The 13,946-nt window shown below is 70.6% G+C and carries 13 protein-coding genes and 1 pseudogene; 5 read left to right on the top strand and 9 right to left on the bottom strand.

Annotated features, from left to right (window positions below; all coding sequences use genetic code 11):
• Window positions 1–35: 35 nt before the first annotated feature.
• Window positions 36–857, bottom strand: coding sequence for a bestrophin-like domain (locus tag GCU53_RS15550; protein ID WP_167520080.1), 822 nt, complete (start codon window positions 855–857; stop codon window positions 36–38).
• Window positions 858–1,070: 213 nt separating this feature from the next.
• On the opposite strand from GCU53_RS15550, the gene GCU53_RS15555 reads away from it, so the two are divergent.
• Both GCU53_RS15555 and GCU53_RS15560 read left to right on the top strand, forming a co-directional pair.
• A complete protein-coding gene (locus GCU53_RS15555; RefSeq protein WP_152388416.1) occupies window positions 1,071–2,240 on the top strand; it encodes a zinc-dependent alcohol dehydrogenase in 1,170 nt (389 codons plus the stop codon).
• 10 nt (window positions 2,241–2,250) lie between these two features.
• Window positions 2,251–2,817 carry a hypothetical protein gene (locus GCU53_RS15560; protein WP_152388417.1) on the top strand — a complete coding sequence of 189 codons (567 nt, stop codon included), beginning with the start codon at window positions 2,251–2,253 and terminating at the stop codon, window positions 2,815–2,817.
• A 63-nt stretch (window positions 2,818–2,880) separates the two neighbouring features.
• Here the strand turns inward: GCU53_RS15560 and GCU53_RS15565 are convergent, their stop codons facing one another.
• Window positions 2,881–3,933, bottom strand: coding sequence for an alpha/beta fold hydrolase (locus GCU53_RS15565; RefSeq protein ID WP_152388418.1), 1,053 nt, complete (start codon window positions 3,931–3,933; stop codon window positions 2,881–2,883).
• Window positions 3,934–4,113: 180 nt separating this feature from the next.
• On the opposite strand from GCU53_RS15565, the pseudogene GCU53_RS15570 reads away from it, so the two are divergent.
• Both GCU53_RS15570 and GCU53_RS15575 read left to right on the top strand, forming a co-directional pair.
• Window positions 4,114–4,620: pseudogene (locus GCU53_RS15570) on the top strand (methylated-DNA--[protein]-cysteine S-methyltransferase); the annotation flags it as partial.
• Between the two features lie 89 nt (window positions 4,621–4,709).
• Window positions 4,710–5,123: an archease gene (locus tag GCU53_RS15575; protein WP_152388420.1), complete on the top strand. Its 414-nt coding sequence runs from the start codon at window positions 4,710–4,712 to the stop codon at window positions 5,121–5,123.
• 48 nt (window positions 5,124–5,171) lie between these two features.
• On the opposite strand, the gene GCU53_RS15580 is transcribed toward GCU53_RS15575, so the two are convergent.
• From GCU53_RS15580 to GCU53_RS15595, 4 genes are all read right to left on the bottom strand, one after another.
• Complete coding sequence (locus tag GCU53_RS15580) at window positions 5,172–5,417, bottom strand: hypothetical protein (RefSeq protein WP_152388421.1); 246 nt, start codon at window positions 5,415–5,417, stop codon at window positions 5,172–5,174.
• 376 nt (window positions 5,418–5,793) lie between these two features.
• A complete protein-coding gene (locus GCU53_RS15585) occupies window positions 5,794–7,437 on the bottom strand; it encodes a cation:proton antiporter (RefSeq protein ID WP_244307189.1) in 1,644 nt (547 codons plus the stop codon).
• A 154-nt stretch (window positions 7,438–7,591) separates the two neighbouring features.
• Window positions 7,592–8,185, bottom strand: a complete 594-nt coding sequence (locus tag GCU53_RS15590) for an NAD(P)H-dependent oxidoreductase (protein WP_152388422.1) — start codon at window positions 8,183–8,185, stop codon at window positions 7,592–7,594.
• A 300-nt stretch (window positions 8,186–8,485) separates the two neighbouring features.
• Window positions 8,486–9,598, bottom strand: a complete 1,113-nt coding sequence (locus GCU53_RS15595) for a CapA family protein (protein ID WP_152388423.1) — start codon at window positions 9,596–9,598, stop codon at window positions 8,486–8,488.
• A gap of 114 nt (window positions 9,599–9,712) precedes the next feature.
• On the opposite strand from GCU53_RS15595, the gene GCU53_RS15600 reads away from it, so the two are divergent.
• On the top strand, window positions 9,713–11,074 hold the full coding sequence (locus GCU53_RS15600; RefSeq protein WP_152388424.1) for a nicotinate phosphoribosyltransferase: 1,362 nt from the start codon (window positions 9,713–9,715) through the stop codon (window positions 11,072–11,074).
• Window positions 11,075–11,261: 187 nt separating this feature from the next.
• On the opposite strand, the gene pncA is transcribed toward GCU53_RS15600, so the two are convergent.
• Genes pncA through GCU53_RS15615 form a run of 3 tightly spaced genes read right to left on the bottom strand, consistent with a single transcriptional unit; the run spans window position 11,262 to window position 13,933 of the window.
• Window positions 11,262–11,885 carry a bifunctional nicotinamidase/pyrazinamidase gene (gene pncA / locus GCU53_RS15605; protein WP_152388425.1) on the bottom strand — a complete coding sequence of 208 codons (624 nt, stop codon included), beginning with the start codon at window positions 11,883–11,885 and terminating at the stop codon, window positions 11,262–11,264.
• Window positions 11,882–12,862 carry a ribose-phosphate diphosphokinase gene (locus GCU53_RS15610; RefSeq protein ID WP_152388426.1) on the bottom strand — a complete coding sequence of 327 codons (981 nt, stop codon included), beginning with the start codon at window positions 12,860–12,862 and terminating at the stop codon, window positions 11,882–11,884. Before GCU53_RS15610 ends, pncA begins: the two co-directional genes overlap by 4 nt.
• Before the next feature lie 60 nt (window positions 12,863–12,922).
• Window positions 12,923–13,933 carry a phosphotransferase gene (locus tag GCU53_RS15615; protein ID WP_152388427.1) on the bottom strand — a complete coding sequence of 337 codons (1,011 nt, stop codon included), beginning with the start codon at window positions 13,931–13,933 and terminating at the stop codon, window positions 12,923–12,925.
• Window positions 13,934–13,946 lie beyond the last annotated feature (13 nt).

Genomic DNA, 13,946 nt, shown 5'->3' on the forward strand with positions numbered 1-13,946 from the left:
CCCGGGCCGGGGGCATGGGTGCCGGCCGCAGCGCCTCATTCGAGGCCCGGTTCGTCCCGGCGCCGCTGGCGGCTTTGCATGGCCGCGGCCAGTTCGGCCTGAAGATCCGCCATCGGCTGTTGAGGTGCGATGAAATAGCCGCTCATCGGCCGGTCGAGCGAAGCGATCAGGGCGATCACCACGGCGAACGAGAGCGCCAGGCACGGCGTCGCCCAGGAGCGCCGGGAGCCGGCATTGGCCATCTGGTAGCCGAACCCGGCCATGGCCAGGACCAGCAGGGTGTACTGAACCAGCCAGATGCTGCGCGGCAGCCGGCTTTCCAGCGCGATGTCCACGCGCAGTGCATGGACCCGGATCATCTCGTTCAAGGCGGGGATGTAGAGGTTGGGGATGGGCGGGTTGCTGCCCGTGCGGGCATGCGCGATCGCCATGTCCCAGAGCTGCCGGTGGATCCGCGCCGAGCGCACCAGACCCTGGCGGAGCCTGTCGGGGCCGGGCTCCCGAGCCAGCCTCACACGCAGGTCGACGTATTCGGCGAACAGCTCCGCCGCCTGCTCGCGGTCGGGCTCGGGCAGGAAGTCGGCGCGCAGGAACGCCGTGCGAATCGCGTTGGCGTCCTCGCGCACCAGTGCCTTGCGCGCCTCGTACAGGCCGGACACGATGGCGAAGGTGAAGGCCAGGACGAACGCCAGCAGCCCCATGTTGGCGTTCACTATCGTCGAAACCGCGGATTCCTTTTCATTCTCCCGGTGCCGGTGGACGACATGTCCCGCCCGGTAGCCGGCCTCGATGGCGATCACCACGAGAACGGCGGTGATCGTGAACAGGCCGCCGATGGAGATCGTCTCGAAGTCCATGCACACCTCCGCCGTTGTGGCTTGCGCCCGGTGTCCGGTCCGGCCGGCCCGGGCCCTGCAGTCCATCCCCCCGCCTGAACCTTTCGCCGCTTTCCCGCTGTCCCAGCCCTAACGTCGCCGAGGATGCGGCGATGCCCGAGGCCCGGCCAGGTGGTAGGCGCGAGGGGGATGCTTCGCGTGCTGTCGGGACAACCATCACGAGGGGAGTCATCCATGAAGGCGCTCTGTTGGCATGGCAAGAACGACATCCGCTACGACACGGTCCCCGATCCGAGCATCGAAGATTCCCGCGACGCCATCGTCAAGGTGTCGAGCTGCGCCATCTGCGGCTCGGACCTGCACCTCTACGACCACTTCATCCCCGGCATGGAACACGGCGACATCATGGGCCACGAGTTCATGGGCGAGGTGGTGGAGGTCGGCGCCGACACGAAAAGGCTCAAGGTGGGCGACCGCGTGGTGGTGCCCTTCACCATCGTCTGCGGCGAGTGCGAGCAGTGCCGGCGCGGCAACTTCTCGGTCTGCGAGCGCAGCAACCGCAACAGGGAACTGGGCGACAAGGCCTTCGGCCACGCCACCGCCGGGCTGTTCGGCTACACCCATCTGACCGGCGGCTATGCCGGCGGCCAGGCCGAATACGTGCGGGTGCCTTTCGCCGACACCACCCACGTCAAGGTCCCGGACAGCCTGAGCGACGAGCAGGTGCTGTTTCTCGGCGACATCTTCCCGACCGGCTGGCAGGCCGTGGTGCAGTGCGACGTCCAGCCCACCGACACCGTGGCGATCTGGGGCGCGGGGCCGGTCGGCCAGTTCTGCGTGCGCAGCGCGGTGCTGCTCGGCGCCCGCCAGGTGGTGTGCATCGACCGGGTGCCGGAGCGGCTGTCGATGGCCGCGGCCGGCGGGGCGATCACCATCGACTTCGACGAGGAGAGCGTGCTCGAGCGGCTCAAGGAACTCACCCACGGCAAGGGCCCGGAGAAGTGCATCGACGCCGTGGGCCTGGAGGCGCACGCCACCCGCTCGCTGGACTCCATGTACGACCGCGCCAAGCAGGCGGTGATGCTGGAGACCGACCGCCCGCACGTGCTGCGCGAGATGATCTACGTCTGCCGCCCGGCCGGGGTGCTGTCGGTCCCGGGGGTCTATGGCGGGCTGGTGGACAAGCTGCCGTTCGGCGCGCTGATGAACAAGGGCCTCACCCTGCGCACCGGGCAGACCCACGTCCGGCGCTGGACCGACGACCTGCTGCGGCGCATCGAGGAGGGGCAGATCGATCCGTCCTTCGTCATCACCCACACCGTGGGCCTGGAGCAGGGGCCGGACATGTACCGGGTCTTCCGCGACAAGCTCGACAACTGCATCAAGGTCGTGCTGAAGCCTTGAGGGGAACGCCATGAACCACACGCATACGTCCGCCACCTCGTCGATGGCCACTTCCGACCGGGTCGCCCGCGGCCTGGGCTATTTCAGTATCGGCCTGGGGCTGCTGGAGCTGGCCTCGCCGCGCCTGGTGACCCGCTCCCTGGGCATGGAGGGCGCCGAGACGCTGGTGCGCGCCGCCGGCGCCCGCGAGATCCTCACCGGCCTCGGCGCGCTGGGAGTGAATCCCACGCCGGCGCTCTGGGGCCGCGTGGCCGGGGATGCGCTGGACCTGGCCACCCTGGCCTCGGGCCTGTCGGCGGACAACCCCCGGCAGGGCAACGTCAAGGCGGCGATGGCCGTGGTGCTGGGCACCGCCATGGTCGATGCCATGGCGGCTCGCGCGCTGAGCGAGCGGCATGTCCGCCCCCGACATGCGCACATCGCCGACTACAGCCGCTGCAGCGGCTTTTCCCGCCCGGTGGAGGTCATGCGCGGCGCCGCCAGCGACTTCGAGACGCCGGCCGACATGCGCGCCGACATCGGCAGCGGGCCGCGTCCAACGCCGGTGCCGATCAGGCTGAGCGACAGCGATCGGTGACGGAGCCGGCCTGGCCCCGGGCTTGCCCGGTCGCCCCATGGCCGGTCTTGAGCGCCTCCGCGGTCAGCCGGTTTCGGCGTGCGCGTCCAGCCAGCGCAGGATGTGCGGCCATACCTCCCGGTGCGCCCGCCTGCCGACCAGCACCCCGACATGCTGTAGGGCGACTCCCACGTCGCCCTCGTACCAGAGCAGCTGCGCATCGCCGCTGCCGACGGCGGCGTGAAACGGCAGCACCGCATCGGGTGGCACCACGTGCGAGCGCGGGTCGACCACGCTGAGGACCGGCGTCTTCGCGCCTGCCGGCGTGGCCGGCCGCCCGCCGATCTTCAGGGTTCCGCCCATGAAGCGGTTTTCCCGGTACAAAAGCTCCACGACTTCCTCGAACAGCCGCCGGGGCATCGGCAGCTCGTCCAGGCTCCAGCGTGTGACCAGCAGATGGGTCTGCAGGGCCTCGCGGTCGCTCAGGCTGTTCAGCCAGTCCGTCCAGCGGGCCCGGACGAAGCTGTCCGGGGCGGCGCGGGCGGCCGCCATGCTCAGGAAGGAGCCGGGCACTTCGTGCAGCAGGGCGGTGACCTGCCGGGCGTGGGGGGCACGGGCGACGAACGGGGTGAAGGCGTCTGCTGCCGTGCCGAACTGAATCGGCGCCTCGAGCAGGACGAGACCGCCGACCCGTTCGGGATGCAGCGCGGCGAAGATGGCCGCCAGGGTGCCGCCCAGGGAGTGACCCGCCAGGAGCGCCGGGCGCCGGCCGCGCTCGGCGGCGATCGCCTCCAGGCAGTCGAGGATGCAGCGCTCGGCGTAGTCGGCCAGCCCGAGATCCTGCTCGTCGGCACCGGGCTGCTCCCATTGCAGCAGGTGGACGGCGGCGCCATGCTGCAGCAGCCGCTGCACGACGCTGATCCGCGGGATGAGGTCCCAGATATAGGCGCGCTTGATCGGCGCCGGCAGCAACAGCAGGAGCGGACCGTCCTGCTTGGCCGTGCCATAGGCCTTGAGGGTGAAGGCGGGCGTCGAAAGCACCACCCGCGACGGCGTTTCCTGCGGGCCCAGGCCCAGGGCATCCAGCCAGCGGCCCTGCAGTCGGCGAACCTGATCGATCTGTCCATACGCATTCATGACGGGTCCATCCGGTCTCGTTTTTCCGGGGATAGGCGGTTCGGCGCAGCCCCGACACCACTGGGGGCGCCTGCCATCTACACTCGGCAAGAGTAGTTCATGCAGCCTCGGCAAATCGGGGCGGGAGGCACGATGAAAACCTCGAAGGCAGACCCTGTGACGGACCATCCGGGAAGCGCCGGGCGGCGCGGCGATGCGATCCGCTTTGCGCTGGGCGCCTGTTCGCTCGGCGCCATCCTGGTCGCGCAGAGCGGGCGCGGGGTCTGCGCGATCCTGCTGGGCGACGAGCCGGAGGCGCTGCGGCGCGAGCTGCAGGCGCGCTTTCCGGCGGCGCAGCCGGGCGGCGGGGAGGCCGCGCTCGAGCAACTGATCGCCGGGGTGGCCGCCTTCGTCGAGGCGCCGCAAATCGGCCTCGACCTGCCGCTGGACGTCCGCGGCACGGCCTTCCAGCAACGGGTGTGGGCAGTGCTGCGGCAGATTCCGCCGGGAACCACCCTCAGCTATGGCGAGGTGGCGGCGCTGGCCGGGGTGCCGCAGGCGGTGCGCGCGGTGGCCCAGGCCTGCGCCGCCAACGCCCTGGCGCTGGCGATTCCCTGCCACCGGGTGGTGCGCCAGGACGGCGGGCTGTCCGGCTACCGCTGGGGCGTGGAGCGCAAGCGCGCGCTGCTCGGGCGGGAGCGGGCATGAGGACGGCGGCCCGCCGGCTTTCCCGCTCCCTGGCCCGCTTCCCGGTGGAGAGCGGCTGACCGGAGTCCCCCGACAGGAGTACGTGGCCCATGCCCTGGCAGACCTTTTCCCACGAAGCCGACGTCGGCGTGCGCGGCACCGGCGCGACCCCGGCCGAGGCCTTCGCCGGGGCGGCGATCGCCCTGACCGCGGCGATCTGCGATCCGGCCACGGTGGCGCCGCGCGAGGCCGTGACGGTCGACTGCGAGGCGCCGGATCTCGAACTGCTGCTGGTAGACTGGCTGAACGCGCTGGTGTTCGAGATGGCCACCCGGCACCTGCTGTTCTCGCGCTTCGAGCTGGCGATCGACGGCACCCGGCTGCACGCCACGGCCTGGGGCGAGCCTTTGGACGTGGCGCGCCACCAGCCGGCGGCGGAGGCCAAGGGAGTGTCCTTCTGCGAGCTGAAGGTGACGCGGCAGGCCGATGGCCAGTGGCTGGCTCAGGCGGTGGTGGATGTCTGAGCAGCCCTGGGCGGCGGCCGCAGGCCCGTTCGGGCACTGCGGCCCGGGTCAGCAGCGTGCCGAGCTGAAGACCAGGTCGTCGTCGCGCTCGATCTGCACCAGCTTGTCGAGCGCGTCGTCGGCCGCTTCGTCGGCCTCCGACAGCCGGGAGAAGTGGGAGCCGTCGTAGACGAGGTGGAAATGCAGCTCCGACTCGGGGCTGCGGGACTGGGTGACGATGAACGCCAGGGCATGGTCCCCGTTCATGCAGGCCTTGCTCCAGGCGACGTGGTCTGGAAAGTCGCGTCGTTTCATGAGGGCCTCCGTCGAGAGGACAACTCTCGCTTCGAGAACGCCCATTCACTATCCGTCCCTTCGCGACACTCTGCCGGCGCTCGTGGTCCGAAACCGACCAGAGGACATGCAGCCGTCTCCGCAGGCCGGTCGTTCCGCGACGAACGGACCTTGCGTCCTCCGGAGAGTCCGCCAGCGCGGGTATCCACGGCCCTCCCGGACACGCCGGCAGCCTGTTCGCCGGGCAACGCCCGCAATGAACCGCGGGCGTCCAGCCCCGCGGCATGCATGAGCCTGTAGCGGGCGTCGGTAGCGCGGGCGATCTGGAAGCCGCGATCCACGGCATGCAGCGAGGGGGGCGAGAGGTCGGTGGCGGCAAGTATGTGATGAAGCGTCTTCATGGTCGGGTTTCCCTTTGCCGGATCAGTTTCGTCAGGGCGCCCACGGCATAGTCGACCGCGTTGCTCATCGGGTAGAGGACGTGGGCGATGCCCAGCTTCCTGAGCGCCGCGTGGTCGAACTCCTCGCGCGCGACGACCGCCAGCCCGCCGTCGTAGCGCTGTTCGCGCAGGACCCGCAGCAGTTCGCGATTGGATTGCAGGTCGGGCAGGGCGCTGACGATCCAGGCCGTGTTCTTGAGGGGCAGGCTCTCGACGAAGTCGGTCTCCATGCCGTCGCCGAAGCGCACCGGAAAGCCCTTGCGGCTCGCGGCGCGCGCTGCTTCCGGATCGAAGTCGACGCCCACCACCTGCAGGCCTGCGGCCTTCAGGCCCAGCGCCAGCTGGCTGCCGTAGCGCCCCAGGCCGAAGACCATCACGTCCGGATGCTCGCCGTAATGGTGGTCGTGATCCGCGCCGAGCTCCCGGTGCGGGTGCCGGCGCTCGAACACCCGCAGCAGCGGCGCCAGGAACTCGTAGAGCGGGTAGGAGTAGAGAATCATGTAGGTCGAGAGGGCGATGGTGATCAGCCCCACCAGGGTGGTCAGGCTCAGGGCCTCGGTGCCGACGTGTCCCAGCGAGATGCCCATGGCCACGAAGACGATCGAGAACTCGCTGATCTGCGCCACCGTCAGGCCGGCGAGGAAGCCGGTCCGCCTGCGGTAGCCCATGTAGCCCATGATCCCCAGCACGATGAGCGGGTTGCCGATCAGCACGAACAGGGAGAGCGCCAGGGCCGGCCAGAGCTGGTCGCCCAGCATGGAGAAGTCGAGCTTGGCGCCGAGGTCGATGAAGAAGAACAGCAGCAGGAAGTCGCGGATGCCGGTCAGCCGCGCATTGATGGCGTCCCGGTAGTGGGTCGAGGCCAGGGAAAAGCCGGCGAGAAAGGCGCCGGCCTCCTTGGAGAACCCTGCCCATTCGCCGAGGGCCGCAAGACCGGTGCCCCAGGCGATGGCGAAGATCAGCAGCAGCTCCTGGGAGCGCGCCATCATCGCCACCACCTTCGGCAGCACGAAGCGCATCAGCAGGTACAGGGAGGCGGCAGCCACGCCGATGCGCAGCGCGAGCGACAGGGCGAGTTCCGCCAGGGCGGCGTCGCCGTCGCCGCGCATGGCGCTCATGACCATCATGGCGAGCACCACGGCGAGATCCTGCACGATCAGGAAGCCCACCGCGATGCGCCCGTGCAGCGAGTCGATCTCGCGTTTGTCGGAGAGCAGCTTGACGATGATGATGGTGCTGGAGAACGTCAGGGCCACCGAGACGTAGAGGGCCTCCATGAGGCTCTTGCCCATGAGCAGGATGAGCACGAAGCCGAACACGATGGTGAAGGCCAACTGGCCCAGTCCGGTGGCCAGGGCGACGGGGCCGATATGGCGTATGTGCTGCAGATCGAGCTTGAGACCCACCACGAACAGCAGCACGGTCACGCCGACCTGCGCCAGCAGGTCGATCTGGTCGTGGCTGGTCACCAGACCCAGCACCGAGGGGCCGACCAGGATGCCCACGACGATGTAGGCGATCAGGGCCGGTTGCCTGAGCCGCAGGAAGAGGGCGCCGGCGAAGGCGGCGATCATCAGCAGCAGGGAGAACTCGCTGAACACGCTGTGCAAGGTCCGTCTCCTGTCGTCGCCCCGGCCGGGCCGTGGTCCTCAGGAAACTATCAGCCGGTGCCGGGCCTTGCGCCAGCCGGCCGGCGCCTTTTCGGCGTGGCGCGGGAGCGTTTTTCCTGTCCCCGGCGGGAAAGGAGCAGGCGCCCTAGTCCGCCTGCGGGCGGCCGAACACTGCGCTCAGGTGTGCCTGGTAGGCGCGGATGTCGCGCTCCACGTCGGGCGCCTTGATCACGTCGGTGGCGAGGAAGGTGGGCAGGCCCTGCATGCCGAGGAATTCCTGGGACTTGTGGAAGGGGAAGTAGACGCCGTCCACGCCGCGGCCCTCGAAGAAATTGCCCGGCGCGTCGAAGGCGGCCTGCGGCGCGTTCCAGGTCAGGGAGAGCATGTAGCGCCGGCCCTGCAGCAGGCCGCCGCTGCCGTAGTGGCGGCTCGGCTCCTGGCGGCTGCGCCCGTCGTTGGCGTAGAGGCCGCCGTGGCCGGCGGTGAACACCTCGTCGAGGTACTTCTTCACCGTCCAGGGTGCGCCCATCCACCAGCCGGGCATCTGGTAGATCAGGGCATCGGCCCAGAGAATCTTCCGCACTTCCGTCTCGATGTCGTAGCCGGAGGCGATGCGCGTCTCCTCCAGCGCATGGCCCAGCTCGGCGAGCTGGGCGCGTGCCGCGTCGTGCAGGGTGTCGTTGAGACGCCCGCCCGAGTGGGCGAAGCGCTGGCCGCCGTTGATCAGCAGAATTTTCATGGTGGAGTTTCTCCGCATAGAAGATCGGGACCGTCGCCGGGGGACGGCCGGGATGGCGGGCAGTATCGGAGAAACGACCGGCGGCATTAAGCCGGGGAAGCGGAACAGAACCTGTGATTCGAAATCACGAGTCGGCAGGCTTGCCCTTATGGCGCGGTTCGGGACGCGGGCCCGCCGGTGGAAATCGCTGCGCGGGTTTTCCACGGGGAGGCCATCCAGTCTGCGCGGGGGCGGGCCCCGTAGGGTGGGTAACCGCGCAGCGTTACCCACCGGCAGGCAGCATCGATGTCGCCACCGGGCTCAGGCCGCCGCCGGCCATTCCAGGCGCAAGGCCTGTCCCGCGCTGTCGTGCAGGCGGCAGCCGAAGTGCGCGCACTCGCGCATCAGGGCGCCCTGCAGCCACTGGCGGTCCTGGCCCCTGGCGTACTGGAGGCTGAAGCGACACTGGCGGGTGGGCACCAGTTCCAGGGCCTGCAGGCGGCCCTCGGCGTCCAGGTCGGCGAAGTACAGGAGGCCCAGGTCGCCGCGCCAGGCCTCCTGGTCGTCGATGCCCTCGTAGTCGTCGAGCAGGTCGCCGCAGCCGTAGAGGATCAGCCGCTGGCGGTACACCTCGATGCCCTTGACGTGGTGCGAGGAGTGGCCGTGGATCAGGTCGACGCCGGCCTCGTCGATCAGCGCGTGGGCGAAGCGCTGCTGCTCGGCGGGGATGCTGAAGCCCCAGTTGCCGCCCCAGTGCAGGGCGACCACGACCCGGTCGCCGGGCCGCTTCGCCGCGCGGATGCAGCGTGCCACCCGCTCGAGGCTCTCGGTCGAGAGGTCTTCGAGGAAGGCGACGCCCGGCTGCTGCTCGCCGGCCGCCCAGTTATCCGGCACGCCGCAGTCCGCAGCGGCGAAGGCGAATACCAGGAGGCGTTTGCCGTCGGCCAGCGGCAGGATCGCCGGCGCCTCGGCGTGCTGGCGGTCGGTGCCGGCGCCGGCGTGGTGCAGGCCCGCGGCGTCGAGGTTGTGCAGAGTGTCGAGCAGGCCTTCCTCGCCCCAGTCCAGCACGTGGTTGTTGGCCAGCACGCAGCAGTCGAGGCCGGCTGCCGCGAGCACCGGCAGGTTGGCCGGGTTCATCCGGTAGTTGATGCCCTTGGGCACCGGCCAGCCGCGCGTCGTCACCGCGGTTTCCAGGTTGACCAGGCGCACGTCCGGGCGGCGCCGCTCGAACTCGGCCAGGGCCACGCCCCAGACGTAGGCGAAGTCCGCCGGGCGGGGAATGGGGCCGTTGCGCCGTTCGGCCAGCTCCACGTAGTCGTCGGCGTATCTGGCATAAGCTTCGTGGAGAAGGGGATCGCCGGGATGTGGCAGGATGCGGTCGATGCCGCGGGCGGTCATCAGGTCGCCGGCGAGAAAGACTCTGGTGCTGGACATGGGCGCCTCCCGGATCTTGCCGCGTTCCCTTCCAGTCTGGACCGCCCGGGGCGGCCGGCGCCGGGCCGCGGCGACCGGCCGTCGGGCCGCCATCAACTGCACGGGAGAATGCCCATGCCGCTCGATCCGCCACGTCTGGCCGCCCCCGGTGCGCTGCTCACCGACCTCTACCAACTGACCATGCTGCAGGGCTATGTCGAGCACGACATGCTCGACACCGCGGTGTTCGAGTTCTACGCCCGCCAGCCGCCGGCCTGCCGCAACTTCTACCTGGCCGCAGGCCTCGAGCAGGCGCTCGACTACCTGGAGCAGCTGCACTTCACCCCGGCCGAGCTGGACTGGCTGAGCGGCCTGGGCCAGTTCCGCCCGGCCTTCCTCGACTACCTGGCCGGGCTGCGCTTCACCGGCGAGGTGCACGCCATGGCCGAGGGCACGCCGTTCTTCGCCGACGAGCCGATCCTGCGCGTCACGGCGCCCCTGCCCGAGGCGCAGCTGGTGGAGTCGCGGCTGATCAACCTGCTGCATTTTCAGACGCTGATCGCCAGCAAGGCGGCGCGGGTGGTGCTGGTGGCGTCGGGCAAGCGCCTGGTGGACTTCGGCCTGCGCCGCGCCCACGGCGCCGAGGCCGGGCTGCTGGCCGCCCGCGCCAGTTACCTGGCCGGCTTCCACGCCAGCGCCACGGTGCTGGCCGGCGCCCAGTTCGGCATCCCGTTGGCCGGGACCATGGCGCATTCCTTCGTCCAGGCCCACGTCGACGAGGCCGAGGCCTTCGAGCACTTCGCCCGCAGCCTGCCGCAGTCGGTGGTGCTGCTGATCGACACCTATGACACCGAGGCGGGCGCGCAGCGGGTCGTCGCGCTGGCCCCGCGCCTGGCCCTGGCCGGCATCCGCGTCCAGGGGGTGCGTCTGGACAGCGGCGACCTCGGCGCGCATGCCCGCCAGGTGCGCGCCATCCTCGACCGCGGCGGGCTGGGTGGCGTGGCGATCTTCGCCAGCGGCAACCTGGACGAGTACCTGGTGCGCCGGCTGGTGGCCGAGGGCGCGCCGATCGACGGCTTCGGCGTCGGCACCCGGCTGGACACTTCCAGCGACGCGCCCTACCTCGACTGCGTCTACAAGCTGCAGGAGTACGCCGGCCAGCCGCGGCGCAAGCGCTCGGAGGGCAAGGCCACCTGGCCGGGGCGCAAGCAGGTCTGGCGGCGCTACGACGAGGCCGGCTGCTGCTGCGGCGACAGCCTGATGCTCGTGGGCGAGGCGGGCGAGGGACAGGCGCTGATCCAGCCGGTGATGCAGGGCGGCCGGCGCCTGGCGCCCTCGCCGGCGCTGGAGGCGGTGCGCACCCACGCTCTGCACCAGCTCGACAGCCTGCCGCCGGCGTTGCAGGACCTGGAGCCGGCGCCGCCCTATCCGGTGGAGGTGAGCGACGCGCTGCGCCTGATGGCCGCGGCGATCGACCGGCAGGCAGGTTGGGAGTGAGGGGCCAGGACCGTAGGGTGGATGGCCACCCCGTGGAAAACCGCGCAGCGTTTTCCACCACAAGCTCCTCCATGGCCGGCAGGTGGAAAAGACCGGCGGTCGTTTTCCACCCTGCGAGTTCGTGTAGGTGGGTGAAACCCGCCATTGTACGTCGGGCGTTGGCCATGTCCGGCGGGTTGCACCCGCCCTACCCGAGGATCTCCACCCCTGCCGCGCGCATCGCCGTCAGTGCCGCGGCCAGCGAGCCGTCGTGGTCGATGGCGCGGCAGGCGTCCAGCAGCACCACCGTCTCGAAGCCCGCCAGGCGCGCGTCCAGCGCCGTGTAGTACACGCAGAAGTCGGTGGCCAGGCCGGCGAGGAACAACCGGCGCAGGCCCCGTTCGCGCAGGTAGCCAGTCAGGCCGGTGGGGGTGCAGCGGTCGTTCTCGTAGAGCGCCGAATAGGAGTCGACCTCGGCGCGGTAGCCCTTGCGCAGGATCAACTCGGCGTGGGGGATGACCAAGCCGGGATGGAAGTCGGCGCCATGGCTGTTCTGCACGCAGTGATCGGGCCACAGGATCTGCTCGCCGCAGGCCAGCTGGACGGTTTCGAAGGGGCAGCGGCCAGGATGGCTGCTGGCGAAGCTCCGGTGGCCCGGCGGGTGCCAGTCCTGGGTCAGCACCACGTGGGCAAAGGCTTCGGCCAGGCGGTTGATGACCGGCACCAGCTCGTCGGCGCCCGGCACGGCCAGCGTGCCGCCGGCGCAGAAGTCGTTCTGCAGGTCAGTCACTATGAGCAGGTCGCTCTCGCCGATGGCGGGCAGGCGCCTCATGCCGGCAGCTCCCCCATCGGCGCCAGGCGGTATTCCCGGGCCAGCCGCGCGGCCAGCGCCGCGGTCGAGTCGAGGATTTCCAGGCGCTGCGCGGCCAGCTCGGCGGACAGGCGGAACGGCGGCACGCTGTCGCAGATCACGATGCGCTCGAACACCGGGCTGTCGAGCAGTTCCGTGCCGCCGGTGAACAGGCCGTGGGCTGCGGCGGCGAACAGCCGGGTGGCGCCGGCCGCCTGGCAGGCCTGGCCGGCGCGCAGCAGGGTGCCGCCGGTGCTGATCAGGTCGTCGACGACGATCGCCGCCTTGCCGCGCACCTCGCCGACCAGCAGCGAGCCGCTGATCTGGTCGTTGCTGCGGTATTTCTCCATGAAGGCGCTGCCCACCGGGCGGCCGAGGCGTTCCTCCAGCTCCTGGCGGAACTGCTCGGCACGCTTGGCGCCGCCGGCGTCGGGCGACACCGCGACCACCTCCGCCTCGCCCACGAGCGGGGCGAAGTGCTCGGCGAACAGCGCGGCGGCCTCGACGTTGTGGCAGGGCACCCGGAAGGCGTTGTCGAAGGCGGCGACGTTGTGCACCTCCAGGGTGGTCAGCCGGTCGACCCCGCAGCTTTCGATGAGGCCGGCGACGTAGCGGGTGATGATCGGGTCCTGGAACTTGGTGCGGCGGTCCTTGCGCGCGTAGCACAGGTAGGGGGCGACCACCTGCACGCGGCGGGCGCCGGCGTCCTTCAGGGCGGCGCAGAAGAACAGCAGGCGGCACAGCTTGTCGTTGGCGCTGTGCCGGTCGTCGCCGTGCAGCGCATGGAAGACCAGCGCCTCGCGGCCCTCGACCGGCTCCAGCGCGCGGCTCTTGTGCTCGCCGTCTTCGAACTCACGCTCCTCGTGGGCGGCCAGGCTCAGGCCGAGGTGCTCGGCGACGCGGGCGGCATAGGCCTCGCTGCCGTGAAGGGCGAAGAGCAGGGGATGCTCCGTGGACATGGGGGGACTCCTTGTATTCGGTGGAGGATGGACATTGTGCCTGGCCTGTCGTTCGCGCGCTCAGGGCAGGCCATCGCCGCGCAGGCAGGCTGCGGCCCGCTCGAGCAGGGCGCGGGCCTGGCGGGCCTTGTCGGCGGCCAGCGCCGGGTCGTGCTGGCGCCCGGCGCTGCAGGCCAGGGTGAAGCTGCGGGTGGCGGCGCGCAGGGAGAGGAACAGCGGCAGCGGCCGGCAGTCCTCGGGCTCGCCGGCATGCGCCAGATAGCTGTGCAAAAGGCGCGTCGCCAGGGCGTCGAGGCCGTGGTGCTGCAGGTCGAGCAGCAGGAAGGCGAGGTCGTGGAGCACGTCGATGCAGCTCAGCCGGTCGCTGAACTCGATGCCGTCGAAGGGCGTCGGCCGGCCGTCGAGCAGGCAGACGTTGGCCAGCCGCAGGTCGCCGTGGCAGCGCCGCACCCGGCCCACGCGGCGGCGCCGGTCGAGCTCCCCGGCCTGGGCGTCGAGGGCGGCCAGCGCGGCGCGGTGCAGGGCGTTCCGGGCGCCTGGGTCGAGCAGGTCCGGGTAGCGGCAGAGCTCCCGGTGGTTCTCCTCGATGACCAGCCGCAGCGCCGCCGGGCCGCCGAACTGCGGGGTGAGCTCGGCGCCGGCGTGGAAGCGGGCGATCTCCGCGCCCAGGCGATCCATCAGCGTCTCCGTCAGTTGCCCGGCGACCGCCAGGTTCTCGAACAGTGCCGCCTGGGGAAAGCGCCGCATCATCACCACCCAGTCCAGTACCGGCCCGGCGCCATCGAACTGCAGGCCGCCGTCCGCCGCCCGGTTGATCGAGCGCACGTCCAGATACAGCTGCGGCGCGGTACGCCGGTTCAGGCGCAGTTCGGCGCGGCAGGCATGCTCGCGGCTGCTCAGGCTGCGGTAGTCGAGGGCCGCGTAGGCGACCGCGCGCTTGAGCTTGTAGGCGCGCTCGCCGTGCAGGAAGACCAGCGAGCCGTGGCTCTCGATGCGCTCGACGCGGCCGTCGGGCGCGCCGTAGCTGGCGGCCCGGGAGAGAAAGGCGATGACCTCGTCCTGAGCGCTCACGGGCGCTCCGTGA

The sequence above is a fragment of the Azotobacter salinestris genome (assembly GCF_009363155.1).
GTDB classification, from domain to species: domain Bacteria; phylum Pseudomonadota; class Gammaproteobacteria; order Pseudomonadales; family Pseudomonadaceae; genus Azotobacter; species Azotobacter salinestris.

Excerpts from the sequence above, each read along its gene's own strand:
- GCU53_RS15590 (WP_152388422.1), bottom strand. The coding sequence starts at position 8,185 with ATGAAAATTCTGCTGATCAACGGCGGCCAGCGCTTCGCCCACTCGGGC.
- GCU53_RS15580 (WP_152388421.1), bottom strand. The coding sequence starts at position 5,417 with ATGAAACGACGCGACTTTCCAGACCACGTCGCCTGGAGCAAGGCCTGC.
- GCU53_RS15555 (WP_152388416.1), top strand. The coding sequence starts at position 1,071 with ATGAAGGCGCTCTGTTGGCATGGCAAGAACGACATCCGCTACGACACG.
- GCU53_RS15565 (WP_152388418.1), bottom strand. The coding sequence starts at position 3,933 with ATGAATGCGTATGGACAGATCGATCAGGTTCGCCGACTGCAGGGCCGC.
- GCU53_RS15600 (WP_152388424.1), top strand. The coding sequence starts at position 9,713 with ATGCCGCTCGATCCGCCACGTCTGGCCGCCCCCGGTGCGCTGCTCACC.
- GCU53_RS15610 (WP_152388426.1), bottom strand. The coding sequence starts at position 12,862 with ATGTCCACGGAGCATCCCCTGCTCTTCGCCCTTCACGGCAGCGAGGCC.
- GCU53_RS15550 (WP_167520080.1), bottom strand. The coding sequence starts at position 857 with ATGGACTTCGAGACGATCTCCATCGGCGGCCTGTTCACGATCACCGCC.
- GCU53_RS15560 (WP_152388417.1), top strand. The coding sequence starts at position 2,251 with ATGAACCACACGCATACGTCCGCCACCTCGTCGATGGCCACTTCCGAC.
- GCU53_RS15595 (WP_152388423.1), bottom strand. The coding sequence starts at position 9,598 with ATGTCCAGCACCAGAGTCTTTCTCGCCGGCGACCTGATGACCGCCCGC.
- GCU53_RS15575 (WP_152388420.1), top strand. The coding sequence starts at position 4,710 with ATGCCCTGGCAGACCTTTTCCCACGAAGCCGACGTCGGCGTGCGCGGC.
- pncA (WP_152388425.1), bottom strand. The coding sequence starts at position 11,885 with ATGAGGCGCCTGCCCGCCATCGGCGAGAGCGACCTGCTCATAGTGACT.